At 68.9% G+C, this 24,890-nt stretch carries 26 protein-coding genes; 9 read left to right on the top strand and 17 right to left on the bottom strand.

The features are described from left to right. Positions 1-46 precede the first annotated feature (46 nt). The gene (gene aqpZ, locus AB5G72_RS10415) at positions 47-847 is read left to right on the top strand and encodes an aquaporin Z (RefSeq protein WP_440219818.1); all 801 of its coding nucleotides are present in this window, start codon (positions 47-49) and stop codon (positions 845-847) included. 99 nt (positions 848-946) lie between these two features. Here the strand turns inward: aqpZ and AB5G72_RS10420 are convergent, their stop codons facing one another. The 8 genes from AB5G72_RS10420 to AB5G72_RS10455 all read right to left on the bottom strand — a co-directional run bounded on the left by AB5G72_RS10420 (position 947) and on the right by AB5G72_RS10455 (position 9,692). Continuing rightward, positions 947-1,852, bottom strand: coding sequence for a hypothetical protein (locus AB5G72_RS10420; protein ID WP_440219819.1), 906 nt, complete (start codon positions 1,850-1,852; stop codon positions 947-949). Between the two features lie 127 nt (positions 1,853-1,979). Next, positions 1,980-3,209: an acetyl-CoA hydrolase/transferase family protein gene (locus AB5G72_RS10425; protein WP_440221487.1), complete on the bottom strand. Its 1,230-nt coding sequence runs from the start codon at positions 3,207-3,209 to the stop codon at positions 1,980-1,982. Between the two features lie 122 nt (positions 3,210-3,331). Beyond that, positions 3,332-4,318 carry a TIGR03560 family F420-dependent LLM class oxidoreductase gene (locus AB5G72_RS10430; protein ID WP_440219820.1) on the bottom strand — a complete coding sequence of 329 codons (987 nt, stop codon included), beginning with the start codon at positions 4,316-4,318 and terminating at the stop codon, positions 3,332-3,334. 79 nt (positions 4,319-4,397) lie between these two features. Beyond that, a complete protein-coding gene (locus tag AB5G72_RS10435; RefSeq protein ID WP_440219821.1) occupies positions 4,398-5,636 on the bottom strand; it encodes a glucose-1-phosphate adenylyltransferase family protein in 1,239 nt (412 codons plus the stop codon). Positions 5,637-5,812: 176 nt separating this feature from the next. After that, positions 5,813-6,682 (bottom strand): iron ABC transporter ATP-binding protein, encoded by an 870-nt coding sequence (locus tag AB5G72_RS10440; RefSeq protein WP_366220169.1) that lies wholly within the window; start codon positions 6,680-6,682, stop codon positions 5,813-5,815. 14 nt (positions 6,683-6,696) lie between these two features. After that, complete coding sequence (locus tag AB5G72_RS10445) at positions 6,697-7,746, bottom strand: iron chelate uptake ABC transporter family permease subunit (RefSeq protein WP_132063432.1); 1,050 nt, start codon at positions 7,744-7,746, stop codon at positions 6,697-6,699. After that, positions 7,739-8,761 (bottom strand): iron chelate uptake ABC transporter family permease subunit, encoded by a 1,023-nt coding sequence (locus AB5G72_RS10450; protein ID WP_440219822.1) that lies wholly within the window; start codon positions 8,759-8,761, stop codon positions 7,739-7,741. The genes AB5G72_RS10445 and AB5G72_RS10450 overlap by 8 nt, the downstream gene beginning before the upstream one ends. A 19-nt stretch (positions 8,762-8,780) precedes the next feature. Continuing rightward, positions 8,781-9,692, bottom strand: a complete 912-nt coding sequence (locus tag AB5G72_RS10455; protein WP_253001968.1) for a siderophore ABC transporter substrate-binding protein — start codon at positions 9,690-9,692, stop codon at positions 8,781-8,783. A gap of 198 nt (positions 9,693-9,890) precedes the next feature. On the opposite strand from AB5G72_RS10455, the gene AB5G72_RS10460 reads away from it, so the two are divergent. From AB5G72_RS10460 to AB5G72_RS10475, 4 genes are all read left to right on the top strand, one after another. Further along, positions 9,891-10,190: a hypothetical protein gene (locus AB5G72_RS10460; protein ID WP_067718488.1), complete on the top strand. Its 300-nt coding sequence runs from the start codon at positions 9,891-9,893 to the stop codon at positions 10,188-10,190. Positions 10,191-10,272: 82 nt separating this feature from the next. Beyond that, complete coding sequence (locus tag AB5G72_RS10465; protein WP_440221488.1) at positions 10,273-10,812, top strand: protein-L-isoaspartate O-methyltransferase family protein; 540 nt, start codon at positions 10,273-10,275, stop codon at positions 10,810-10,812. A gap of 62 nt (positions 10,813-10,874) precedes the next feature. Next, positions 10,875-12,572 (top strand): fumarate hydratase, encoded by a 1,698-nt coding sequence (locus AB5G72_RS10470; protein ID WP_132063429.1) that lies wholly within the window; start codon positions 10,875-10,877, stop codon positions 12,570-12,572. A gap of 185 nt (positions 12,573-12,757) precedes the next feature. Beyond that, on the top strand, positions 12,758-13,714 hold the full coding sequence (locus tag AB5G72_RS10475) for a toll/interleukin-1 receptor domain-containing protein (protein ID WP_440219823.1): 957 nt from the start codon (positions 12,758-12,760) through the stop codon (positions 13,712-13,714). A 56-nt stretch (positions 13,715-13,770) separates the two neighbouring features. Here AB5G72_RS10475 and AB5G72_RS10480 read toward each other — a convergent pair whose 3' ends face one another. From AB5G72_RS10480 to AB5G72_RS10515, 8 genes are all read right to left on the bottom strand, one after another. Next, positions 13,771-14,988 carry a phage major capsid protein gene (locus tag AB5G72_RS10480; protein WP_440219824.1) on the bottom strand — a complete coding sequence of 406 codons (1,218 nt, stop codon included), beginning with the start codon at positions 14,986-14,988 and terminating at the stop codon, positions 13,771-13,773. A 338-nt stretch (positions 14,989-15,326) separates the two neighbouring features. Next, positions 15,327-15,596, bottom strand: coding sequence for a hypothetical protein (locus AB5G72_RS10485; protein ID WP_440219825.1), 270 nt, complete (start codon positions 15,594-15,596; stop codon positions 15,327-15,329). A 256-nt stretch (positions 15,597-15,852) separates the two neighbouring features. Then, a complete protein-coding gene (locus AB5G72_RS10490) occupies positions 15,853-15,981 on the bottom strand; it encodes a hypothetical protein (protein ID WP_440219826.1) in 129 nt (42 codons plus the stop codon). A 487-nt stretch (positions 15,982-16,468) separates the two neighbouring features. Next, positions 16,469-17,869, bottom strand: coding sequence for a hypothetical protein (locus AB5G72_RS10495; protein ID WP_440219827.1), 1,401 nt, complete (start codon positions 17,867-17,869; stop codon positions 16,469-16,471). Continuing rightward, the gene (locus AB5G72_RS10500; RefSeq protein ID WP_440219828.1) at positions 17,866-18,630 is read right to left on the bottom strand and encodes a bifunctional DNA primase/polymerase; all 765 of its coding nucleotides are present in this window, start codon (positions 18,628-18,630) and stop codon (positions 17,866-17,868) included. The genes AB5G72_RS10495 and AB5G72_RS10500 overlap by 4 nt, the downstream gene beginning before the upstream one ends. A gap of 110 nt (positions 18,631-18,740) precedes the next feature. After that, positions 18,741-19,424: a hypothetical protein gene (locus AB5G72_RS10505; RefSeq protein ID WP_440219829.1), complete on the bottom strand. Its 684-nt coding sequence runs from the start codon at positions 19,422-19,424 to the stop codon at positions 18,741-18,743. A gap of 50 nt (positions 19,425-19,474) precedes the next feature. Beyond that, positions 19,475-19,633, bottom strand: a complete 159-nt coding sequence (locus AB5G72_RS10510) for a hypothetical protein (protein ID WP_440219830.1) — start codon at positions 19,631-19,633, stop codon at positions 19,475-19,477. Then, entirely contained in the window at positions 19,630-19,842 is a 213-nt protein-coding gene (locus tag AB5G72_RS10515; protein ID WP_440219831.1) for a helix-turn-helix domain-containing protein, read from the bottom strand. The genes AB5G72_RS10510 and AB5G72_RS10515 overlap by 4 nt, the downstream gene beginning before the upstream one ends. A gap of 163 nt (positions 19,843-20,005) precedes the next feature. On the opposite strand from AB5G72_RS10515, the gene AB5G72_RS10520 reads away from it, so the two are divergent. Both AB5G72_RS10520 and AB5G72_RS10525 read left to right on the top strand, forming a co-directional pair. Further along, entirely contained in the window at positions 20,006-20,701 is a 696-nt protein-coding gene (locus tag AB5G72_RS10520) for a helix-turn-helix domain-containing protein (RefSeq protein ID WP_440219832.1), read from the top strand. Beyond that, entirely contained in the window at positions 20,698-21,828 is a 1,131-nt protein-coding gene (locus tag AB5G72_RS10525; protein ID WP_440219833.1) for a tyrosine-type recombinase/integrase, read from the top strand. The genes AB5G72_RS10520 and AB5G72_RS10525 overlap by 4 nt, the downstream gene beginning before the upstream one ends. A 233-nt stretch (positions 21,829-22,061) precedes the next feature. On the opposite strand, the gene AB5G72_RS10530 is transcribed toward AB5G72_RS10525, so the two are convergent. After that, on the bottom strand, positions 22,062-22,547 hold the full coding sequence (locus tag AB5G72_RS10530) for a VOC family protein (protein ID WP_268092263.1): 486 nt from the start codon (positions 22,545-22,547) through the stop codon (positions 22,062-22,064). A 158-nt stretch (positions 22,548-22,705) separates the two neighbouring features. On the opposite strand from AB5G72_RS10530, the gene AB5G72_RS10535 reads away from it, so the two are divergent. Both AB5G72_RS10535 and AB5G72_RS10540 read left to right on the top strand, forming a co-directional pair. Continuing rightward, positions 22,706-23,212 (top strand): LGFP repeat-containing protein, encoded by a 507-nt coding sequence (locus AB5G72_RS10535; protein ID WP_120283680.1) that lies wholly within the window; start codon positions 22,706-22,708, stop codon positions 23,210-23,212. Positions 23,213-23,240: 28 nt separating this feature from the next. Continuing rightward, a complete protein-coding gene (locus tag AB5G72_RS10540; RefSeq protein ID WP_440219834.1) occupies positions 23,241-24,824 on the top strand; it encodes a cation:proton antiporter domain-containing protein in 1,584 nt (527 codons plus the stop codon). Positions 24,825-24,890 lie beyond the last annotated feature (66 nt).

A 24,890-nucleotide genomic window follows, 5' to 3' on the forward strand; every position in this document is an offset into this window, starting at 1 on the left:
TTCCCGCCCCTCCGTTCGCACGGAGGCCAGGACCGGAGGTCACCTCATGTCTGATTCGTCCCCGGCAACCCCGTCCACCACCCCGGCCACCGCCCCGGCCACCACCGCGGTCATCGCCGCCGAGCTGATCGGCACCTTCTGGCTCGTCCTCGGCGGTTGCGGCACCGCCGTGTTTGCGGCCGTCCAGATCGCCACCGCCGATACCGGCGACGTCCCCGTCGGCGTGGGATACCTCGGGGTTGCGATCGCGTTCGGGCTCACGGTCCTCACCGGCGCCTACGCGTTCGGGCACATCTCGGGCGGTCACTTCAACCCCGCGGTGACCATCGGCGCCGCGGTCGCCGGACGCCTCCCCTGGTCCAAAGCTCCCGTCTACATCGTCAGTCAGGTCGTCGGGGGTCTGGTCGCGGGCGCGCTGATCCTCGTCGTGGCAAGCGGAAAAGACGGATTCGAGGCCACCGGCAGCATGGCCGCCAACGGCTACGGGGCCAACTCGCCCGACGGCTACGGCCTCCTCTCGGCGCTACTCATCGAGATCGTCCTCACGGCCCTCTTCGTGTGGGTCATCCTCGGCGCCACCGATCACCGGGCCCCCGCCGGCTTCGCGCCCGCGGCCATCGGCCTCACACTGACGCTCATCCACCTCATCTCCATCCCGATCACCAACACATCGGTGAACCCGGCACGGTCGACGGCCGTGGCGTTCTTCAACGGGGGCGGCGCACCGGGCCAGCTGTGGCTGTTCTGGGTGGCACCGATCGTCGGCGCCCTGATCGCCGGAATCCTGTACGGCCCGTTGTTCGGCGCTCGCGGGCTCAACGGTCGATCCGTGGCCGTCTCGGCCTGACGCACCGCCGACGGGGTCAACACGAAGGGCCCGAGGGAGAACTTCCTCCCACGGGCCCCTCATCGATGCGGCCGCTCCGAGGCGCGAGGCCTCCTCCGGTCAGTGGCGGGGTTCATCCCCGCGGGTCCGGCCCAGCATCTTGTCCACGATGCCCGGCTTGTCGTCAGGATGACGGTCCGGATCGACGGTGTCGCCGGGCGTCCCGGTCCGGTGCCCCGACCTCGCCTGCGGATCAGAACCACCGGGGACATCGTCGGTCCGGGCGTGACGCCCGCCGGCGTCACCCACTCCGGCGCCGGGTGCTCCGGCGGCCCCGGCGCCCGCTCCGTGGCGGCCCCGGTCACCGGAGTCGATACCGGACCCGGAAGTGGCGGACGAGCCCATACCGGTCCCGGTGGCCATCCCTCCGTGGTCGGTGCCACGGCCACGCCCCTCGTCGGGGACCCGGTCGCCGCGCAACGCACCGCGGTCGTGATCATGGGTGAGGTCGCCACCGCGGTCGCGGTCATGGGTGAGGTCACCGCCCCTGTCGCGATCGTGGGTGAGGCCCCCGTCGCCGCCATGGTCGCGATCGTGCGTGAGACCCCGGTCGCCACCGTGGTCGCGATCGTGCGTGAGACCCCGGTCGCCACCGTGGTCGCGACCGCGGTCGAGGTCATCAGCACGGCCCTTGGGATCGAGCTTCTCGGCGGTCTGTTCCATCCGCCGGACATCATGCTTCTGCTCGTCGACGGTGCCGCGCTGCCGCTCGGCCTCCACCCGGAGCTTGTCGGCCTCGGCGGCCTTCGCACGGGCCTCCTGCTCAGCCGCGCCCGCCCTGTGCTCCTGCTCGCGGACGACCGCGTCCTGCTGCTCGAGCTGCTGCTCGCGTTCTCGTGCGCTGCGCCGCAGTTCCGCGGCCTCGGTGAGCTTCTTCCGGTTGCTGCTCTTGACGGCCATCGCGATGAGCGCGATCACGATGATCAGCGCGATCACCCCGATGATGATCCAGATGATGGGGTCCACAGCTGCCTCCCTTTCAGGGGTCGGGTTGCGTCTGGAACGTAACCCCGCCCCCAGACGGGTGCCACCGGTCGCACCCGTGGCGGTATTGGCTCGGCGCCCGCGGCACCGGCCCGGCACCCGGGGGCGACTAGTGGTGAGCCCGCGGGAGAAGTCCCGCCTCCCGCGCCTCCCGGCTGAGCCGCTCCCGGTGATCCGGGTGCGCCACGGCGATCAGCGCCGCGGCCCGCCCGGCCACCGACTTGCCCCTCAGCTCCGCGATACCGAATTCGGTGACGACGTTCTCGATGATGTTCTTGTGGGTGGTGACCGGACTGCCGGGCGTGAGCGACAGGGAGATCCTGCTGACGCCCCTGGAGGTCTGCGACGGGGTGACGATGAACCCGTGGCCTCCCGGGGAGAACGTGCAGCCCCGGGCGAAGTCCGCCTGTCCCCCGGCCCCCGACCAGTACCGACCGCCGATTGTCTCCGAGGCCGCCTGCCCGAACAGGTCCACCTCGCTGGTCGCGTTGATCGAATAGAGATTGTGCTCCTCGCCGATCACCCTCGGGTCGTTGACGATGTCCACGGGGAGCATCGCCACCGACGGGTTGTTGTGGAGCCAGTCCATGAGTCGCTGCGACCCGAGTGCGAAAGTGGTGACGTGCTTGAACGGCCGCCCCGTCTTGCGCGACCCGTCGATCACCCCTGCCTCGACGAGGTCCATCACCCCGTCGGACAACGCCTCGGTGTGGATCCCCAGATGACGGTGATCCGTCAGTCGGGACAGGAACGCGTTGGGTAGCCTGCCGACCCCGAGTTGGAGACAGGCCCCGTCGGGGACACGGTCGGCGATGACGTCCGCGATCGCGTTGTCCGTCTCCCCCGGTGGCGGCGCCTCCATGGTGATCATCGGGGTGTCGTTACGGGTCACGCCCACCACCTGGGAGATGTGGATGTGGTTGCGCCCGAAGGTGCGGGGCATGTGCGAGTTGACCTCGACGAAGAACGGCACCTGGCCGATGAACGAGGCCACGTAGTCGGCGTTCGTGCCCATCGAGAAGAAACCGTGCTCGTCGATCTCCGACACCGTGGCGATCGCCAAGCCGGGGGGCGAGAACTCGCGCAACGTGGCCGGCACCTGCGCGAAATCGACGGGGATGAGGTCGCAGTGGCCCCGGTGGAAGTTCTCCCGCGACCCGCGCCCCAGGAAGTAGTCGACATGCCGGAGCCTGCCCGGGTAGGCCCCCTCCATGAACGGCAGCGACTCCCAGGGATCCATGTGGTGGACCGTCACGTCGTCCAGTCCGGCGGCCCCGGCGTCCAGCGCCCGCAGCAGCGCGGGCGGGGCGGCGTTCTGGATGGGCACGATGACGTGCATCCCCGGCGTGATGTGGTCGAGGACCGCCTCGGCCGGACGCTCCTCGTACTCGACGTTCCTTGTCACTGACCCCTGCTCTCGTAGTTCCGGACGTCGCGGTGCGGTGACACACCCCGGCGGTTTCAGGACAGGGCCGGGATGACCTCGCGCTCGAACAACTCGAGTCCGGAGGTGTCGGTGGCGATCTCGGGGAAGTAGAAGATGCCGTACTCCATTCCCCGCGCCTCGAGCTCGGTCAGTTTCTCGACGATCTGCTCCGGCGTCCCCACCGCCGGGAGCCCGCGGTACGCGCCGAGCTGGAGCTCTGCCTCGTCCTCACCGACGTGCGACGCCATCCGGTCCTTCAGGTACGCCAGCCGATCCGCGACGTCCTTCTCGGTCACCCCGATCGCGACGTTGTAGTTCGCGGTTCGGGTGATCTCCGCCGGGTCACGACCGACGTCCCGACAGTGCCCGAACAGCACCTTCGACTTGTGGTCGAAGCCCTCGGCGGTGCCGTCGAAGTTGGTGTAATCCGCGTACCTCGCGGCGGTGCGCAGGGTCTTGCGCTCGCCCCCGCCCGCGATCCACAGGGGTATGCCACTCTCCTGCAGAGGCGTCGGCTGCACGATCGCCCCGTCGACCCGGTAGTGCTCGCCGTCGAGTGAGACCACCCCGTCGGACCACGCCTCGGACAGAATGCGCACGCCCTCGTCGAGCATGGCCAACCGATCACCCGCGGAGGGGAATCCGTAGCCGTACGCCCGCCATTCGTGCTCGTACCACCCCGCGCCGATCCCCATCTCCACCCGGCCGCCGGAGATGTGGTCGACCGTCGCGGCGATCTTCGCCAGCAGGGCCGGGTTGCGGTATCCGAGGCACGTGCACATCTGACCCAGCCGGACCCGGGAGGTGGTCGCACCGAGCGCCGACATCAGACTCCATGCCTCGTGAGTCGCCTCGGTCGAGGTGAGGGGCGCGGTGTGCATGTGGTCGTACACCCACACCGACTCCCACGGCCCGGCGTCCGCGCGGGCGGCCAGGTCGGAGATGACCGGCCAGTGACGGGCGGCCGGCACGTCGACCAGGTCGAGGCGCCAACCCTGGGGCAGGAACAGTCCGAATCGCATGGGGCCGAGCCTAGCCCCGGAACCCGGCCCGGGTGGCCGACCCACGACCGGTTCCGACGGGTGGGCCGGCGCTACCGGATCAGACGCTGCGGTCCTCGTCGTCGTCATCGGGTGGGTCCAGCGTGCCGGCGGCGAGCACGAATCCGGCCGGACGGGGTCCGTCCGGGGCGCTGCCCAACAGCGCGACGCGCACCGTCGACTCGGTCGCACCGGGCTGCCGTTCGCCGATCCTCGCGTCGACAGGGACCTCCACGTCGGCATCGACGACCGCGGTCTCCACGTGCGCACCGGACCGGACCACGGCACCCGGCAGGATGACACTGTCCCGGACCCTCGCACCTGCCTCGATGACCGACCCGGGCCCGACGACGGAATGCTCGACCGTCCCGTGGACCACCGCGCCGTGGCCGAGCAGTGACCCGACGACCTGCGCCGCCTCCCCGGTCCGGGCGGGACCACTGAACGCCGACGCGGTTCGCAGGGACCACCCCGGGACATCCAGCTCGTGGACCGGGGACTCGCCGAGGAGGTCCATGTGTCCGGCCCAGTAGGACTCGACGGTCCCCACGTCCCGCCAGTACCCCTCGTGCCGCCACTCACGGGCGTGCCCCGCCCCCACCATGGCGGGCAGGATGTTGTCCCCGATGTCGCCCAGGTCCCCCGCGCCGCCGGCGGTGACGACGTCCTCGTGAGCCCGCTCGAGGTAGCTGACGAGGGCGGACGTGTTGAAAACGAAGATCTCCGCGCAGATCAGGTCGCCGTCCGGATCGTCCGGCTTGTAGCGGTACTCGGTGACGGCCCTGTCCTCGCCCACCCGGACCACGCCGTAGCGGGAGGCGTCCTCGGGGGCCACGCGAGTGGTGACCATGGTGAGCTCGGCGAACGAATCCAGGTGATCGCGGATCACCTCGTCGTAGTCGAGGCGGTACACCGCGTCCGCACTGACCACGACCGTGACGTCCGGGGCCGCCTCGCGCAGGGGCTCGATCTGCTTCCACAGTGCGTCCGCGGTCCCCGAGTGGAAACCGTCCCGGCCCGTGCCCTGCGACGGGTGCAGCACCAACAGACCGCCGTCGAGTCGGTCGAGGTCCCACGGGCGGCCGCTCCGCAGATGGGACCCCAGGGACACCGGATGGAACTGCTGCACCACCCAGACATCCCTCAGGCCCGAGTTGGCGGCGTTGCTCAGGGAGAAGTCCACCAGCTGGTATCCGGCCCCGTAGGGGACGGCCGGCTTGGCCCGGTCCCGGGTGAGCGCACGGAGCCGAGAACCGGCTCCACCCGCGAGGATTATGGTGACTGCCGACAGCGGCGCCATGCGAGGTCTCCTCTCCGGTCAGGCGTGGGACTACCCACCCCATGCGAGTACGACACTCTAACCGGACTGCGGCGTCATCCCACCGGTCGCCAGGCACCGTGTGACCGGATCAGGCCGCGGCGGCTCACGCGGTGGGCTCAGGCATCGGGGGCTGGCCATGAGATCAGGCCGGGCGCTCAGGCGGTGGACAACGCCGCGCCACACTCCTCCAACTCGTCCTCCCCGTCGAAGTACAGGGCCACGTACCGCCCGGCGACCTCGGCGACCTGCATCTCCATGTCGTAGACATCCTTGAGGACATCGGTGCGCATGATCTCGGCCGGGATGCCGTCGGAGACGATCCGCCCGTCCTTCATGGCGATGATCCGGTCGGAATAGGCGGCGGCGATGTTGATGTCGTGGATGACGAGCACGATGGTCTTGCCCCGCTCCGCGGCGGTGCGACGCAGCAACCGCATGATCGAGGTGGCGTGCCGGAGGTCGAGGTTGTTCAGAGGCTCGTCCAGCAGGACATAGTCCGTGTCCTGTGCCAGCACCATCGCGATGTGCGCCCGCTGGCGCTGGCCACCGGACAACTCGTCGAGATACCGGTCGGCGAGGTCCTCGAGTTCCATCGCCCCCAGGGCGTAGTCGACGTGCTCGGCGTCGTCCGGTCCGGGCCGGCCACCGTTGTGCGGGAACCTGCCGAATCCGACGAGCTCCCGCACGGTGAGCCGGATGGAGACGGCGTTCTCCTGGCGGAGCACCGCGAGACGGCGGGCCAGCTCACGCCCACCGTTGACCGACACGTCGACGCCGTCGACGAGCACCGTTCCGGAATCCGCCGCCTGGAGTCGGCTCATGACCCCCAGCAGTGTCGACTTTCCTGCGCCGTTGGGCCCGATGAGAGACGTCACGCCACCGTGCGCGAAGCACGCCGTCACGTCGTGCAGGACCCGGGTGTCGCCGTAGGACGAACACACCGACCGCGCCTCGATGCCGCAACCGGCCGACCACCGGTTCTCACCGGATCGGTCGTCGCGGCGTCGGAACGGGAGAAGGGACATGATGTGCCTCTCTTTCAGCGTGCGCGGTTGGTCAGGAGCAGGAACAGGAACAGCAGGCCACCGGCGAACTCGATGACGATGCTCAGGGCGGACTCGACGCCGAGGGCGCCGAGGACCATCTCGCCCCCCGCCAGGGCGATCACGCCCAGCAGCGAGGCCACCGGCAGGGTGAACCGGTGCAGGGTGGTGCCGAGCAGGGCGTACGCCGCGTTGGCGACGATGAGGCCGAAGAACATCACCGGCCCGATCAGGGCCGTGGAGGCGGACACCAGGAAGGAGACCACCACCAGGACCACGATGGTGACCCGACGGTGGTTGACACCGAGCGCGACGGCGGGATCGCGCCCCAGCAGCATCACGTCGAGTCGACGACCGAGGATCGCCACGGCGACGAGTCCACCCACCACGATGACCCCGCACGCCACCAGTACGTCGAGTTGGACGCCTCGGAAACTCGCGAACATGGCGTCCTGGACCTGCAGGTAGGCCGCCGGGTCAAGCAGGCGCTGGAAGAACGAGGAGGCGGAGCGGAAGAACACGCCGAACACCACACCCACCAGAAGCAGCAGGTGGATATCGGTCCTCCGACCCCCGAGCAGCCACAGGTACAGCGAGGTCGACGCGACCACCATGATCGCGGTCTGACCGAGGAACCCGGAGAGACCGCCGCTCGTCAGGCCCCCGATGACGGCGGCATCGCGCGGGATCATGAAGAACACGAGCATGGTCTGGATGAGCAGGTAGAGCGAGTCGAAACCCATCAGCGCCGGCGTGAGGATCCGGTTGCCGGTGACGGTCTGGAAGATCACCGTCGAGACCCCGACCGCGACCGAGACCAGGACGATCGCCACCGCATGACGCGACAGTCGGTCGAGGGAGTAGGACCACGCCCTGGAACCGACGGTGTCCGGCAACCCGGAGAGGACGAGAGCGGCGAGCGCCGCGACGGCCGCGACAGCACACACGAGGGTCACGATCCACCGTCGACGGTGGTCGGCCTCCGCTCTCGTCCGTCCCCGGGTGAGGCTCTCCGGCGGTGCGACGAGGATGGCGTTCTCAGGCATTGCGCACCCCTCTCAGCATCATGGCCAGGAACACGGCGCCGCCGAGGATCCCGACGATCGTCCCGACGGGGACCTCGCCGGCGCCGGGGGCACCGCCGGCGAACAACCCTGGTAACGACCGGCCCACCATGTCGCAGATCAGAACGGTGACCGCGCCGAGCAGCGCCACGAGTGGCAGTCCCCTGCGGGCGTCGTCCCCGACCAGTCGTGAGACCACGTTGGGAACGACCAGTCCGAGGAGCGGGAGGGCACCGACGGTGACCACGACGACGGCGGCGACCGCGGCCACGATCGCCATCCCGGCGGCGACGACGGTCTTGTGGTCGAGCCCGAGACCGGTCGAGACATCCTCACCCAGGCCCGCCACGGTGAAGCGGTCGGCGGCGATGTAGGCGAGGACGCCGAGCACCGCCACCAGCCACAGCAGCTCGTACCGCCCGGCCAGGACCGCCGAGAAATCGGCGAGCATCCACGAGTTGAGCATCTGGAGAAGGTCGCGCGACAAGGCCAGGAAGGCTGCGACCGCCCCGATCACGGACCCGAGCATGATGCCGATGAGCGGCACCACGAAGGAGTCCGAGACGGGGACGCGACGGATGCAGGCGAGGAACAGGGCGGTCCCGGCGAGCGCGAACACCATGGCCACGAGCATCTTGGCCACGATCGGGGCGCCCGGCGCGATGATCGCCACCACCACCAGGCCCAGCCCCGCCGATTCGACGGTCCCCGCGGTCGACGGTTCGACGAAGCGGTTGCGGGTGAGCAACTGCATGAGCAGACCAGCGATCGCCAGCGACGCCCCCGCGAGGGCGGCGGCGGCGGTGCGGGGCAGACGGGCCTCGACGAGATAGACGCGGTGGGCCTCGGTGAGCCCGCCGGTGAGCGCGTCCCACACAGTGATGTCGGCCGCGCCGACGAACACGCTCGCGACGAGCGAGAGCACGAGCGCGACGGCGCCGAGCGCCGGCCACAGCGAGGTGCGCTGCGGTCGGCGCTCGACCAGGGTCGTCGTCATGAGAAGTGGACCCCCACCGTCAGGAGACGGCGGAGTCGATCTCGTCGATCATCGACTCGAGGACGCCGATGCCGCCACCGACGAGGTACCAGTTCTGGCCGTCCAGGAAGTGGACGTTGTCCTTGGTCGCGGCGTTGGTCCGGTTGAACAGCGGGTTGTCGAGCAGGGCGGTGGCCGCCTCGCCCTCGGCACCGATCGCGGCGTCGCGGTCGATGACGAAGACGTGGTCGGGGTTCAACTCGGCGATCTGCTCCCAGCTCAGCGGCGCGCCGTGGCTGCCCTCGGACTCGAGCTCACCGGCGGGCGTCATGCCGAGTTCGTTGAAGATGAGGTCGAAGCGTGAACCCGGTCCGTACCCCGTGACCTTGCCACCGGAGGTCATGAGCACCAGCGCCGTGCCCGCGCCCTCGGCCTTGGCGCGGGTCTCGGTGACCATCTCGTCGATTTCGGCGAGCTCGTCCGCGGCCTTGTCCTCGGCCCCGAACAGCGCGGCGATCTCCTCCACCTTGGCGCGGTTGGAGGCGATCGTCTCGGCGGTGTCCGGGTCGCCGGCGATCACCTGGTCGGAGATCTTGGCGAACTCGGGCTCCATCGCGCGGGTGCGGTTGCCGAACAGGATCAGGTCGGGCCCCAGTTCGGCGATCACGTCCATCTTCGGCTCCTTGAGGCTGCCGATGTCCGTGTACTCGTCGCCCGCGTAGGCGTCCAGCGCCTCCGGGAAGACCCCGGTCTTGACCAGGCCGACCACGCGATCCTCGAGATCGAGCTCATCCAGCGTGTCGGCCGCGGCGTGGCTGGTGAGCACGACGCGGGTCGGCCCCTCACCCTCGTTCCCGGCGGACTGTGCATCCGAGCTCCCGCAGGCGGTCAGTGCGCCACCGGTCAGGGCGATGGCGGCCGTCGCTGCGACGAACTTGGGGAATCGCTTCATGTCACTCCAAGGTTAGTTCGGTAGGTTAGGCTCACCTTAAACACCCTCGCGACTCCTGGGCAAGTCTTAAGTATGGCTTACCTCACTTGGAAAGCATTGTCCGCTCCACAGTCCCCGAGTACCGGGTGGCTCTCCGGCTCCCCCGGGGTACGGGGCGACCGGATGCGACGGGCTGGCGGACGACGCACAATCGACGGTATGAGCACCGAACGCGAGTACGACCAGGACACCGACGGCGATTACGACGAGAACACGCTCGACGGCAGCGAGGGTCTCGACGCCGACACCATCTCGACCGACGGTGAGGACCTCACCGTCGACGCGCCGGAGTCGTGGAAGCCCGTCGAGGAGAACGACACCCTCGACGAGAAGCTGTCTGCCGAGCGCCCCGACGTCGACACCGCGGAGCCCGAGGACAAGGGCGTCGCCGAGGAGCCCCGCGACCAGATCGACGACCTCGACCCCGACGGCGAGACGCGCGTTCTCGGCGAGGCATAGAGCCCGGGCGGGGCGATCAGCCCCGCCGCCATGCCCGGCGGGAGGAGGTCTCGCGGTGAGCACCCCGAGCATCCCGGAGGCGATGCGCGCGCAGGATCGCCGTCGATTCCTCCCGCCGGAGGTCGTGGCCGACTACGAACTCGACGCCCCGCTACCGATCGGGTTCGGGCAGACCAACTCACAGCCGTCGACGGTCGCGGCGATGCTCTCGCTCCTCGAGCCGTTCCCCGGGATGCGGGTCCTCGACGTGGGCTCGGGCAGCGGGTGGACCTCGGCGATCCTCGGCGAACTCGGGGGGCCCGATTCCTCCGTGTCCGCCGTCGAACTCGTCCCCGAGCTGGTCGAACGCTCCCGGGCGTCGATACGACAACCCTGGGTACGTGTCCACCCCGCCGAGCCCGGGACGCTGGGCCTCCCCTCCCTCGCCCCGTTCGACCGCATCCTCGTCTCCGCGATGGCCGACGACCTCCCCTCGGAGCTCGTCGACCAGCTCACCGTGGACGGCGTCATGGTGGCGCCCTGGGCCGGGGTGATGCATCGCGTACGCCGTACCGATGACGGCATCGACGTGACCGAGCACGGCGGGTACCGGTTCGTCCCCCTGCTCCACACCCGATTCTGACCCCGTGACCCCGGCCACTATCCTGGGGGAAGTTTGTCCACCTCCAGAACCAGGAGCCCCTGATGGCCGACTTCCTCTACGAGGACCTTCTTCCCGTCGGGGAGGACACCACCGAGTACCGCCTCCTCACCACCGAGGGTGTGTCGACGGTCGAGGGCCCAGACGGCATGACCTTCCTGCGGGTGGACCCCGAGGCCATCCGTCTGCTCACCGAGACGGCGATGCACGACATCTCCCACTACCTCCGTAGTGACCATCTGGCTCAGGTCGCCAAGATCCTCGACGACCCCGAGGCCAGCGACAACGACAAGTTCGTCGCCCTGGACCTGCTCAAGAACGCCAACATCGCCGCGGGCGGCGTGCTCCCGATGTGCCAGGACACCGGTACGGCCATCGTCAAGGGTGAGCGTGGCCAGCACGTTCTCACGCCCGGTCCGGACGAGCAGGCCGTCGCCCGCGGCGTGTACGACGCCTTCACCCGGCTCAACCTGCGCTACTCGCAGAACGCCCCCCTCACCATGTGGGACGAGAAGAACACCGGTTCCAACCTGCCCGCGCAGATCGAGATCGGCGCCAACACCACCCCGGGCGGCGAGAACGCCTACAAGTTCCTCTTCATGGCGAAGGGTGGCGGATCTGCCAACAAGTCGTTCCTGTACCAGGAGACCAAGGCGATCCTCAATCCCGAGCGGATGATGCAGTTCATCGAGGAGAAGATCCGCTCCATCGGCACCGCCGCGTGCCCGCCGTACCACCTGGCGATCGTGGTGGGCGGCACCTCCGCCGAGTTCGCGGTCAAGACCGCCAAGCTCGCCTCCGCGCACTACCTGGACGAGCTCCCCCGTGAGGGTGCGATGACCGGTCGTGGCTTCCGTGACGTCGAGCTCGAGGAGAAGGTCTTCGAGCTCACCCAGCAGATCGGGATCGGCGCGCAGTTCGGCGGCAAGTATTTCTGCCACGACGTCCGCGTCGTCCGCCTGCCCCGCCACGGCGCCTCGCTGCCCGTCGCGATCGCGGTGTCCTGCTCGGCGGACCGTCAGGCCAGGGCCAAGATCACCCCGGAGGGCGTGTTCCTCGAGCAGCTCGAGTTCGAGCCGGGCCGGTTCCTGCCCGCCACCACGGACGCGGAGCTCGACGCCGCAACCGACGGCATCTCCGGCACCGGCAAGGGCGCCGCGGTGCGGATCGACCTCAACAAACCGATGCCGGAGATCCTCGCCGAGCTGAGCAGGCACCCGGTCAAGACCCGCCTGTCCCTGACCGGCCCGCTGGTCGTGGCCCGCGACATCGCGCACTCCAAGATCAAGGAGCGGCTCGACGCCGGCGAGGAGATGCCGCAGTACCTCAAGGACCACCCCGTCTACTACGCCGGCCCGGCCAAGACGCCGGAGGGCATGCCGTCGGGGTCGTTCGGGCCCACCACCGCCGGCCGCATGGACTCCTACGTCGAGCAGTTCCAGGCGGCGGGCGGATCCATGGTGATGCTCGCCAAGGGCAACCGCTCCAAGCAGGTCACCGACGCGTGCGCGACCCACGGCGGGTTCTACCTGGGCTCGATCGGCGGTCCGGCCGCGCGCCTGGCGCAGGACTGCATCAAGCACGTGGAGATCCTCGAGTACGAGGAGCTCGGGATGGAGGCGGTGTGGAAGATCGACGTCGAGGACTTCCCCGCCTTCATCGTGGTGGACGACAAGGGCGAGGACTTCTTCGCCCACACCGGTGAGGTCACGCTGACGATCGGCAAGCGCCCCGGCCTCTGACCCGTCTTGACCGGCGGTTCTAAAGCAACCGTGGTTAATGCGATCTAGCCCCGTAGGACACAAGCCGTGCCCGTCTCGTGCCCGCGAAGCGCCCCCGCTCGAACGACTGAGCGGGGGCGCTCTCGTTGTCGGACCCGCCCGCTACGCTTCGGTTAACACCGTTCGCAGAGGCCTAAGGGAGTGGCATGAGGACCAAGGACCGTTTGGACCTGATTTTCGAGATCGCGGCCAGGTTTGACAGTGTCGGCTGGGAGGACCAGGACATCATTCTGAACGCCTACGGAGTGGTGCGTTTGGAGACCGGAAACGACCCGTTTGGTACCGAGTACGAGTCAGTCAAGTCCGCTCTGCAGAAGGCTAGCGACGAGACGCTGTTTGACTTGGCCGAGCACTTCGACCTTGATCTCACCCGGTTTTCACGCGCACCGCGCATCGCCGGTGCAGGCGCGCAAAGCGGCCCCCTCATCCTGTTTGCCTCGCACGTCTCCGCACACCGTCGCGAAGTCCACGCAGTCGCGGGTGAGCTCAGCAAGTTCAATATTGAACTCTTCGTCGCACACGATTCGATCTCGGTCGACGAACCGTGGCGCGACGAAATCGAGAAGTCTCTCAACACCTCTCACGCCGGGGTGCTATTCCTTCACCCCACGTTCAACACAAGCGTTTGGTGCCAGCAGGAAACGGGGTGGATGCTCGGTCGAGGACTTCCTGTTCTGCGGCTCTTGAAGGGCGAGACTCCAGCCGGATTCGCGAACACCCTCCAGGGTGCGGAGCTGGGAGCGCGTACGCCAGCTGACATTGCCGAGATGATCGCCCAATGGGCCGTCCGTAAGCCTCAGCTCGCCCCAAACGCAGGAGAATCGCTCGTGCATGCGATGCGGAACTCGACGAGCTTCAACCAGACCGATTCGATCTGGCACCACCTCCGAGAGCTGACCAAGCTGAACGGGCCTCAGTGCACCGTGCTTATGGAGGCGGCCAGACACAACACCCAGGTATATCGGATTGGCGCCAAGGAAGGCCCGGAGCGAGGCACCCCATATCCCCAGGTGATTTGCGAGTTCATTCGCCAACAGCCTGGGTTCCATGCGACTTCCGCCCAAGTCGAGCAGTTCGAGTCTGAACTCGCGAAGAGCGAATAGGTGAGCGCCCCACCCCCCTAGCTTGTGGCCGGAGGTGGGGCGCTGGCGGTCGGGGGTCAGGCGGCGGTGGTGTCGACCTGGACCACGGCGGAGGGCTGGCCGACGCCGAGTCCGAATCGGCCCTCGACGCGGAGTCGGAGCTTGTTGGTCTCGAAGTCCTCCTGGCCCTGGCCGTTCCACTCGGCCATGACGCCCCGGCGGTCGGTGAACAGGGTCACCTCGGACAGGTCCGCCACGACGGCCGTCCCGGCGGGCAGGGCGGTCGAGGTGACCACCTGGACGCCGAACAGCTTCCGGGCGGCACGATCGACCGGCGAGGACGCCATGACGAACTCGCCCGAACCGGAGGTCTGCAGCAGTTCGATGGCCTCCCAATCGCCCGGGGTCATGGCGATGACGTTCGGGACGAACCCGAGGGTCTCGACGGCCGTGATGGCCTTGCGCACGGTAGTGAGCAGGTCGTCGGTGAACGGCTGGGTCTGGATCCCGGACTGGGCGAGCAGACCCGTGGGGGTCTCCCCCAGGCCGTCGCCGGTCAGCACCAGCTGCTCGACCTTGTGGAGCAGCCCCCAGCGGAACTCGTTCTCCACGAACGCCTGCAGGTTGCGGGTGTCCAGCAGGTCGTACTTGTTGAGCCCGTCCGAGACGTGGGCGACCACGCGCAGGTGGTCCTCGACCGGGGTCAGGCCGATGGTCGAGGTGGGCTTAGTCTCGCCCGGCGCGACGGCTGCCGCGTTCATGGCGCGGCTGGTCTGGCGCAGGTACCGGTAGGTCGGCGAGTCCAGGGCTGCGGTCTTGAGCATCGACAGGATCGAGGTCGGCATCTGCGGCTGCGCCGCGAGGTCCCGGGCGACGATCGTGGCGGTGGCGGTGCCCCCGGCGATCAGCGCCTTCTGTCCGCTCGGCCCGGTGGTGACCAGGCGGCTCGACAGCTCGCGGGCGGTGGCCTTCACTGCGGCCGGGGCGACCGCCAGCGGTGCGCCGTCGGTGACCGGCAGACCACCCTGGCCCCGGCCGTTTCCGTGGTCGGGCGCGAACGAGCCCGAGCCCTGGCTCTTGAGCTGCGCGAGCAGCGCCTGGTCCTGGGCGACCTGCTCGGGGTCCATGTCGGGATCGAGTTTGGCCAGCTCCGCCTTGAGTTCGAGCATCCGGGCCTCGTTCGACTTGAGGGTCGAGCGCTCCTGGTCGGTGAAGCCGTTACCGCGCTTCTCGACGGTCTCGATGAGGGCCAGCGACTCCTTGCCGAGCCGCGCCAGTTCTTGCTTTGCGTTCATGACGATGCACCTATCTGTGCGAGGGTCCACGCCCGGCGACAGACGAGCCGGGGCACGTGGGGGTGGAAGTGGGGAGTCGACGCTTCTCGCTGGGCGGACGCTGTCTGGGCTGGCCGCCTCCACCGCACTGGGCGGGAGGCTGGCGGGCCTGTCTGCGCTGGCCGCTGTCGGCGCGGGTCGTGACTGGAGGGAACCACCGGTCTAGAGAGGTTCGAGAACCCCGGTGGTTCCCCCAGTCGTGTCGCGTTTACCGTCGGCGGCTCGTTGCCGAGACTCGCGGAGCGGGTTGATCAACCGACCGACCTCCAGTCTACCGATGTAGAGGGAGGCGCGGAAGATTACTCGTCGCGCTCGTCGGCGAGTGCGTCGCCGACCCGCCCTGCGAGATCGAACACGGCTGCCACCACCTGCTCGGGCGGAGTGTCCGACTCGACCATCAGCCCGGCGGACAGGTGGCCCAGGGCGACGAGGCGGGCGTACGGGTTGCCCGCCAGGACGGCGGCGAGAGCGTCGCGGTGCTCCTCCCAATCGCTGGAGACCAGCGCCGTCAGGTAGCGAGCGACCACCACGAGGTCGTCCTTGGTGTACTGAGCGGAGTTGCTTCCCATCGGGGTACCTCTTTCGTGTGTCTGCGTTGGCCGGGGACGGCCTCGGAGCCTTTCGGCGGGTTTCGGGAGCTAAGGGAGTCGCAGAGCGCGAGGAAGGCGCTCTCGGTGTCGAATAGAGGCTGCGAGGGCGGGCCAGGAGTCCCGATAGACCGGGTTGTCTATGGGTCCCCTCGAACCGACTTCGGGGGGAGAGGGCCACGTGTGCGCCGGAGTGGCCCGTTGGCAGAGGTTCTAGCGGCTCGAACCCCCCTTCCCCTCACGCCACCTCGACCCAGTGCTTCCGGTTGCCCTGGCCGTCGGTCTTCTTGGGCACTCGCCCCGCGACCACGCCGAACTCCCCGACCGCCCTGGCGTGGTCGCCCCAGGCCCGGCACTGCTCCAGCACTGGGCACGCGCTCCGGCAGACTCTCGCCACTCGCCTGTGCCGGGCGGTTCGCTCCACGTGGCTCTCGCCTTCGACTGCGAGGTCCCACTCGGGCCACCGGCCGACGCAGGCCCCGCGCTCCATCCACTCCTCGGGTGCTGGCAAGACCTCGCGGTTGAGTGTTGGTGGTCGCCACACTGGCCAGGTCACCAGGCTGGGCCACTCCGACTGTTCCCAGTGCTTCGCCACCTCAGCGGCCCTCCTTCGCCCCGGGTCGGGAGTTTTCGTGTTCGGTCATGCTGTGCGCCTCCTCGGCGTCGTTGGTGTCGGCCCCGGCCACGTCAGCCGGAGCGGTGGGAGGGGGGGACGATGGGGGACCGTCCCCCCCTCCCTTGCGCGGCGTCTTCTTTGTGGGAAACACCCTTTGTGTTTTGGTTTTGGACTCTTAGGGCAGACTTACTGCCTCGGAACCGGAGGGAGGGGGGGACACGTCCCCCCCTGTCCCCCCCTATCGGCACAGGTTCACCTCCACCCGTCCGTGGTCGCCCTCCGTGATCGTCACCGTGCCCGCGTCGACCAGTCGGCTCAGGGCGTCGTCGATCAACGGCTTGATGTCGGGGCGCAGACCGTCCTTGCGAATGAGGCTTCGGGTCGCCGTCCCGCCCTTGCGTTCCAGGTAGCCGACGATCCGCTGGGCGGCACGTTTGATGTCGTCCTCCTCGGTGACCTCGCGGGCGGCGACGGACCGGTACCCTGCGGCCTTGCCCCGCTGGATCGACTCCCGGCGGGCGTTCGCTGCCAGGACCGCCTGGGTCTGCGCCCGAGTGCGGTCCGAGACCGCCTTCACGACCCCCGCCAGCTCCCAGTCCTCGACCGTGATCCGGTCACAACGCCCGTTGAGCCACATCAGACCGGCGGCGACCTTTTCTCGGACGAGGATGCCGTGTCCTTCCAGTTCGTCCGCTTCGACTCCGTCAAGGTCCCGCTGGCGCACCGCGTCGACTGCGTCCACGACGCTCTGGGGTACCTCAAGCACCTGGAACTCGAACCGCTCCACCGGCCGGTCCAAGCGGATGGCGTCGAGATCCTCGGGCACTACGTCGTCGTCGCCGAGTTCCGTCACCACGAGCCCACGCCCGTCCCACTTCGGAAGGCGTAGCGGCTTGGGCTCGTCCGGTAGGGCGCGGGGGCGGTGCGGGTCCGTCGTGGGCAGCCACAGGAACCGTTGCGGAGTGCCGCCGTCCGCGTCGTCCAGGATCGCGCGTGATCGGCCGGGCTGGACTCCGGTCACTAGGCATAACCGGAAGCGGTGCTGTTCGATCCGGAGTTTCTTTTCCTGGTCGGAGTAGGCGAACCCGAGTTCCTCTCCGGACCACGCGGCTCGCAACTCGGACATCAGGGTCGAGCCCGACCGGTTCCCCAGACTCGCCAAAGTGTCGATTTCCGAGACATTGAACAAGACCGAGTTCCTCAGGGTGTGCTGAACATAAGGTTCGCCCTTGGGCTTTTCCTTGCGGGCGTACTCCTTCGGGATCCCCTCTCCAGATCCGGGCTTCGCGACATGACAGCGAGGGCTTGTTCGCAGCATGTCGAGTGAGGTGCCATACGCAGCGCCTTTGCCCGCACCGGATGATCCGACCATCGCGACGAAGGTATTCAGGCTGGCCCGAGCCCCGACAAGGGGTGGCAAAACGACCGTCGGGGGGATGACCGCCACTGCCTGGGCGAGGACGTACCCGAAGGTGCCCCAGGGAGCGGTCCGGCGAGCCCGTGCGAAGTCGCGGATCGTGCGAAGTTCCGGCCGCGACTCCCAGAACTCGTCCTCGGCCTGGGCGGTCAGGGCCGACTCGACCGATACGGGCTCGTGGTCCAGGGCGCGGGCGGTGGGCAGGCTGGCGATGTTGCTCACCTCGTCACCGCCCCGGCGGCGGACCCGATGGTGCGGGCGATCTCGTGCCCGTCCAGCCCGAGATCGTCGGCGACCACTGCCAAGCGACGCTCGGCGTCGGCGGTGAGGCACCCGCGCTCGGCGAGAGTGCGTGCAGCCCGGTACAGATCCGCGTTCCGGCTTCCCGGCACCGCATGGCTCAAGACCTGGCAGTGCCAGCTGATCATCGCCTCGGCCAGCGTCGGGTCAGTGACTGCCGTGGGACGTGGTCGGGGCGCACGGCGCAGGCGCTTGGTCCAGGTGCTCGGGAGGTGGGCAACCTCCGCTGTCTCGACCCACTCGTACTCGCCGGGCTCGACCCGCGACGGTGGCGCGACGACGTAGCCCTTGCCCGCGATCTTCACGTCCACGCCCGCACCGAGAGACCCGCTGGTCTGCTCGGGGGCGAGGTAGGAACGGAACCAGTAGTGGTAACCGCCGGCGCGGGTCCGGGCGATCAGTGTCGGCGGGACGGGTCCGAGTTCGTCCACCAGGCGTCGGATGGATTCTGCCCCGCCGTTCCGGGGGTCTTCATCGACCACCACGTAACCCGGCGGAACCGCGAGCCCGATGTTGTAGTCGGCCTGCGCCCACCACGACTCGACCTGGGCCAGGTCCGTGGTCGCGTCCTTGAACCCATGCGCGGTGGCCGGGGTCTTGCCGCCGACCACCAGGGGGTGGACCGGCCAGCCCCTCTGGGCGTACTGGATGGCCGCGTCGCGCAGCCGCTGTTGGGGGGTCATCTCATCCTCAGTTCTCGGCAGGTCCGTGCTGGTGTCTCGCTTGGCTCCCTTGGCCTCTCGGGGCGGGGGCGGGCGTCTGGCCCACCCCCGCCCGTCGAGGCGACTGGGAGCTATGCCCGTCGCATGACGCGAGTGATCTCGGCGCGGATCTCGTCCTCGGTCTTCCACATGAGCTGGTCCGTCCATCCCGCGCTGGCGATCTCCACCCAGCAGTCCGGCACTTCTAGGAGCGAAGCGATCCGAGCCCGACGCTCACCCTGGCGGTACACCCACCGACCAGCCATGAGGTCCGCAACGAACCCGTGAGACTCCAGGGCAAATGCGGCGCTGTCGGTTGCGCACATAATCCGGAAGGCCCGGTCGCGGAAGGTCTCGAACTCGACCCACGGCAACGGCTCCGAGACTGTGATGAAGTCGGGCCACTCCACGCCGTTTCGCAACAGCGCCACCAACTTGGTCAGGCTGTCCGCCTGGACCACGCGGAAGTGGTCGTCGCGGTCGACATCCTCGACCAACGCGACGGCGGCGTTGGCACTCTGCGCCCACCAGAACGGGCGGGCGTCGCGCATCGTCTCGCCCCGCATTTCCGGCGTGATCACACCCTCGGGCACGTGATGTACCGACTCGTCATCCAGCGATTGCCATAGGTAGCTGTCGCTGTACCAGGGCGACCCGGCCGGGGGCTCGGTTCGCCAGGGTCGGGAGCTTTCCTCGCGGGCGTTCGGGGTGTTGGAATGGTCTTGCATCTCAAGTCCCTCCTCAGGGGATTTGGTGACCGGCAGGGCACCGGTCACTCGGTGTGGTGTTTCTCGGGTGGTGAGGCCGGGGTCTACGGACTCCGGCCTCATCGCTGTTTCCGAGGCTGTGGGTCCGAACTGGTGGAGTAGGTCCACTTCGACCGGCCGTCCTTCGCGACGCCCAGGGCCTCGCGCTCCTGGCGGGCGATCTCGCGCTGGCGATCCAGCCACCGCCTGCGGCTCGCGCTCATTCGCTTCTCGGTCATGCCGTCTCCCGAGTGACGCGCCGGGCGTAGACGTAGGCGGCGAGGTCGGTCTGCAGGTAGCGAATCTTCCCCGCGACCTTCACGTACGCGGGTCCGCGCCCGGTCGATCTCCACACTCGTAGCGTGCCGACCGTCGAGTTCAGGTACTCGGCGGCGGCGTACTCGTCCAGGGCGGTCCTGAACTCCTCGAAACTCGGCTCTTGGGCCATGGTCCCTCCTTGGGCTCGGCGCTTACTCGACGCTCGTAGTAGAAGCGCGTCGGTGACCACCCAACCAGAAGCTTTAACGCGAGTCAACCCTTTGGCCTGCGCTTCTACGTCGAACGATGTAGAATTGAATCCGAAGCGCCCCCCGGACTACAAGGAGAGCAACATGGAGAGCACCCAAGACCTCGGTCGGGTGGTCGGAGCGAACGCCAAACGGATCCGCACCGCCCACGGAGTCACGATGGAGGAGATGTCCTCCGCCTCACGCGGCGTCGGCGTCCGGTGGACGGTTCAACGGGTCGCGGGCCTGGAGAAGGGCACCCGGGTGCCAACCGTTGCGACCCTGATCGAACTAGCCCTGGTGCTGGCTCGGGTCACTGATACCGAAGTGACTCTCGGAGACCTCGTCGCCCACGACGGGTACCTGCACCTGACCGACGCCCTCCGAGTCAGCGGGGAGGCCACCGAGAGGGTCTTCCGGGGCGGTCCCGTTGCCTTTGCTCCCGCCGACTTCGCGCCGGACTTCTCCAGCCACGAGTCCGAGTGGACCGAGACCGACTGGGTTCGGTCGGTGGGCTACGCCGACCGGGAGCAGATGGGGCAGGAACTGGGCATCGACCCGAACGACATCCAGCAGGTGTGGCAGTTAGTCGACCTCGCAACGAGCCTGGACCAACGCACCGCGAAGAACCTGGGCGTGGACCTGGTCCAGCTCGCGGCCCTCAGCCTGCGCCTGTGGGGGCGCTCGATCTCCGACGAACGCACCGCCCGAGCCCAAGAACGAGGCGTCGAGGGAGTCAACGCCCTGGGGAACGTGACCAAGGAACTCGTGGCCGAATTGCGGCAGGAGGCCCAGAGATGAGCGGCGGAAGCGTTGAGTCGTACACGACCACCAAGGGTCGGCTGTGGATGGTGCGGTACCGCGACGAGGACAACAAGCAGCGGAAGAAGCGCGGGTACCGGACCAAGCGAGAGGCCACCCTGGCGCTCGCCGACCTGCAGGTGAAGATCGCCCGGGGTGAGTGGGTAGACCCCCAGGCCGGGAAGGTGACCGTGGGGGCGTTGTGGGACGTGTACGTCGACACCCAGGCCGACCTGAAGGAGACCACCAGGTCGAAGCACCGGTTCTCCTGGTCGACCCACGTCGAGCCCAAGTGGGGAGCCCGGGAGGTCGGCAAGATCCGGCCGTCGATGGTCCGCACGTGGGTCACGGAGATGCAAGCGGCGGAAGTCGGTCCGGCGACCATCGAGACCGCCCTGGACGTGCTGCGCGGATGCCTCGCCATCGCCGTCGAGGACCGGTCGCTCGCCAGCAACCCGGCGGCAGGTGTCCGGGCTCCCCGACGTGAGCACGCCGCCCGGGGCTACCTGACCCACCAACAGGTTGAGGCACTTGCCGTGGAGTGCGGGCGGGACGCCACCGTGGTCCGGTTCCTGGCGTACACCGGCCTGCGCTGGGGGGAGATGGCCGCCCTTCGGGTGTCCGACTTCGACATGTTGCGCCGTCGCGTCCAGGTGTCGCGGTCGGTCACGGAGGTCGAGGGCCGACGCACCTGGTCCACCCCGAAGACCCGCGAGAAGCGGTCGGTGCCATTCCCGGCGTTTCTGGCGGAGGAGTTGGCCGCACAGATGGTGGGCCGGAGCAGGGATGACCTGGTGTTCGCCCGCTCCACCAGCGAGTTCAGCCACCTGCGGGTGTCGCTCTGGCGACCCCGGGTGTTCAAGCCAGCAGTCGCCCGGTGCCAGGAGGCCGACCCGACGTTCCCGGCGATCTCGCCGCACGACCTGCGCCACACGGCCGCGTCGCTGTCGATCTCGGCCGGGGCGAACGTCAAGGCGGTCCAGACCATGCTCGGACACGCCTCGGCCGCAATGACGCTGGACACGTACGCCGACCTGTTTCCCGACGACCTGGACGCGGTAGCCGGTGCCCTCGACTCCGCTCGTGCCCGCGTCGTGCCCGCGACCAGCTCGTCCTCGTTGGGCTGAGTGCTCCGTGGCCGGTCAGAGGGGGTGTCGGCGGTCCCCTGCTCCGGGTGATTGCTCCGCCCACACCGGCGAGGTCACGCTGACGATCGGCAAGCGCCCGGGCCTCTGACCCGCCCTCGTTCCCGCGTTCCCGCAGATCCGCTACTCGTTTTCCGGATCCGCTACTCCATATCGAGTAGCGGATCCGGAATGCGAATAGCGGATTCGGTAGGGCCGACGGGCGGGAGTCCGAGTCAGGCGTCGGTGCCCGCAGCCGCCGCCTCGAGGGCCGACACGTCCAGCTTCACCATGTCCATCATCACCGCGAACGCGCGCGCCGCCGCCTCCCGGTCCTCGCCGCGCCACAGATCGTAGAGGGACTGCGGCGCGACCTGCCACCGCACTCCGAAGCGGTCGATCAGCCACCCGCACTGCACCTCACGGCCCCCTCCCGCGAGCAGGCCGTTCCAGTAGTGGTCGATCTCCGCCTGGTCGGCGCACCGGATCTCCAGGGAGATCGCGTCGGTGTACTCGGGGTCCGAGCCTCCGTTGAGCGCGATGAAGGGCCGCCCGTCGAGCTCGAACTCCACGGTGAGCACGTCCCCCGCCCTCGGTCCCGGGGTGTCGACGGGGCTGGTGTCCACGGCGACCACGCGCGAGTCGGGGAACACCGAGCAGTAGAACTCGGCGGCCTCCTCCGCCTGGGTGGCGAACCACAGACACGTGGTCATCACGGCCATCGCGGCCTCCTCTCGGGGCTCGCCCGGTCGGACGGGTCGCCCGCTCCCAGTGTCCACCCCGCCCGGCGCCCCCGGAAAGGACTCGGGCATCACGGTTCGGCATCGGCGGCGGCGGTGGGCGGGGTGGGCCCGGTGGGCGGGCGGCTAGGATCACCGGCATGGACAGGATCACGCGTGTCCTCGCCCCCCTCGCTCTCGCCGTCGCCCTCGGTACCGGCCTGGTCGCCTGCTCCGCCGACGACGGTGGCGGTGCCGGTGAGTCCGCCGCACCGGTGTCCACGACGGAGACGGCGACGACGACGAGGTCGACCCCCGTCCCGGGGCCCGCGGACTCGGGCGTCGACATCCCGGTGGCCGTTGCGGACCGCTGGAACGAGCTCGGCGGCGAGCAGGGCGATCTCGGCCGGGTGACGGGGCCGCCGACGGCTGTGGAGGGCGGCTCGGTCACCGACTTCGAGCGGGGGGCGATCGTGCTCACACCGTCCGGGAACGCGTTCGTGGTCCAGGGCGAGATCCTCGCCGCCTATCGCGAGGCGGGCGGCCCCGCCGGTGAGCTGGGCTTCCCCGTCTCGGACGAGACGACGACCGACGGCGGGTGGATCTCGGCGTTCGAGAACGGCACGATCGCGTTCCTGGACGGTCGGCCGGTCGTCGAGGTGCGGTGACGACCACCGCGCCGGGCGAGTAGCACCGGTGGAGACCGTTGCGATCTACCTCGTCGTGGTGTTCGGGTGCGGGTTCGTCGCCCGGATGATGCGCCTGCCCACCCTCATCGGCTATCTGGCCTCGGGGTTCATCCTCCACGCGCCCGGCATCGAGGCCCTGCCCGTGGTGGACTCGCTCGCCGACCTCGGCGTGACGATCCTGCTCTTCACCATCGGGCTCAAACTCGACGTGCGGATGCTCCTGCGCCGTGAGGTCCTGGCCACGACGGCCGCCAACCTCCTGGCGGTCGCGGGAGTGACCGCCGGCTTCCTGGGGATGCTGTCCATCATCGGGGTGCGGTTGCTGGCCGGGGCGGACTGGCAGGTGGTGGCCCTGCTGGGCTTCGCGCTGTCGTTCTCCAGCACCGTCTTCGTCGTCCAGGTGCTCGACGTGCGGTCCGACTCCCACACCCTCTACGGTCGGGTCGCGATCGGCATCCTCGTCCTGCAGGACGTGGTGGCGGTCGCGTTCCTCACGGCGATGACGGGCGCCCCGCCGAGCCCGTGGGCGTTGGCGTTGCCACTGTTGCTCCCCGCGGTGTGGCTCGTCCGCCGGGCCTGGAGCAGGCTGGGTCACGGCGAACTGCAAGCGTTGTTCGGGATCACCATGGCGCTGGTGCCGGGGTACTGGTTGTTCGAGAGCGTCGGCATCAAGGGTGACTTCGGGGCGATGGTGGTGGGAGTCCTCCTCGCCTCGCACCCGCGTGCCGCCGAGTTGTCCCGGACCCTCTTCGGTCTGCGTGAACTCCTGCTCGTGGGTTTCTTCGTCTCGATCGGCCTCCACGTCACGCCCACCCCGGAGACCCTGTTGCTGGGCCTCCTGCTCGTGGTGTTGCTCCCCCTGGAGGCCGCCGTGTTCACCCTCGTGCTGGCAGCGTTCGGGCTGCGCAAACGGACCTCGATCCTGGCGGGCCTCGCGCTGGCCAACTTCTCGGAGTTCGGGCTCATCGTCACCGCGACCGGGGTCGATGCGGGTCTCGTCGAGCAGGACTGGCTCGTGGTGGTGTCGGTCGCGGTCGCCGCGAGCTTCGTGATCTCGACACTGGTCAACCACCGCGGGACGCGGCTCGTGGCGCGGTTGTCCTCGCTCGTACCCACCCTGCGGGACGAGCGCACCCACCCGGAGGACGCCCCGCTCGACATCGGTCACGCCCGGGTGCTGGTCCTGGGGGTGGGCCGGGTGGGCCGCGCGGTGCGGGACCGTCTGACCGAGGAGTACGGTCTGACGGTCGTCGGGGTGGAGAACGACCCCGTGAAGGTCGCCAGGCTCCGCGACCAGGATGTGCACGTGATCGAGGCCGACGCGACCGACGACGACTTCTGGGACCGCTGTGTGAACGACGAGAAGGTGGACATCATCGTGCTGGCCATGCCGTTCCACGGCTCGAACCTCATCGCCCTCGAGCAGGTGGACACGCGGGATTTCGAGGGCACCGTCGCGGTGGTCGCCCAGTACGACGACGAGAGGGACGAACTCATCGCTCGGGGAGCCGACGTGGCCTTCCACATCTTCGAGGGCACCGGGGTCGGCCTGGCGGACAGTGCCGCCGAGGCCGCGGGGGTGCGTGAATGAGGTCTGCCGGCCGACGACCCTCCGCCGCGCCCCCCACACCACCCACCCGCCCACCCACCGCACCGC

This window comes from Dietzia sp. MNB45, assembly GCF_051994785.1.
Taxonomy (GTDB): Bacteria; Actinomycetota; Actinomycetes; order Mycobacteriales; family Mycobacteriaceae; genus Dietzia; species Dietzia kunjamensis.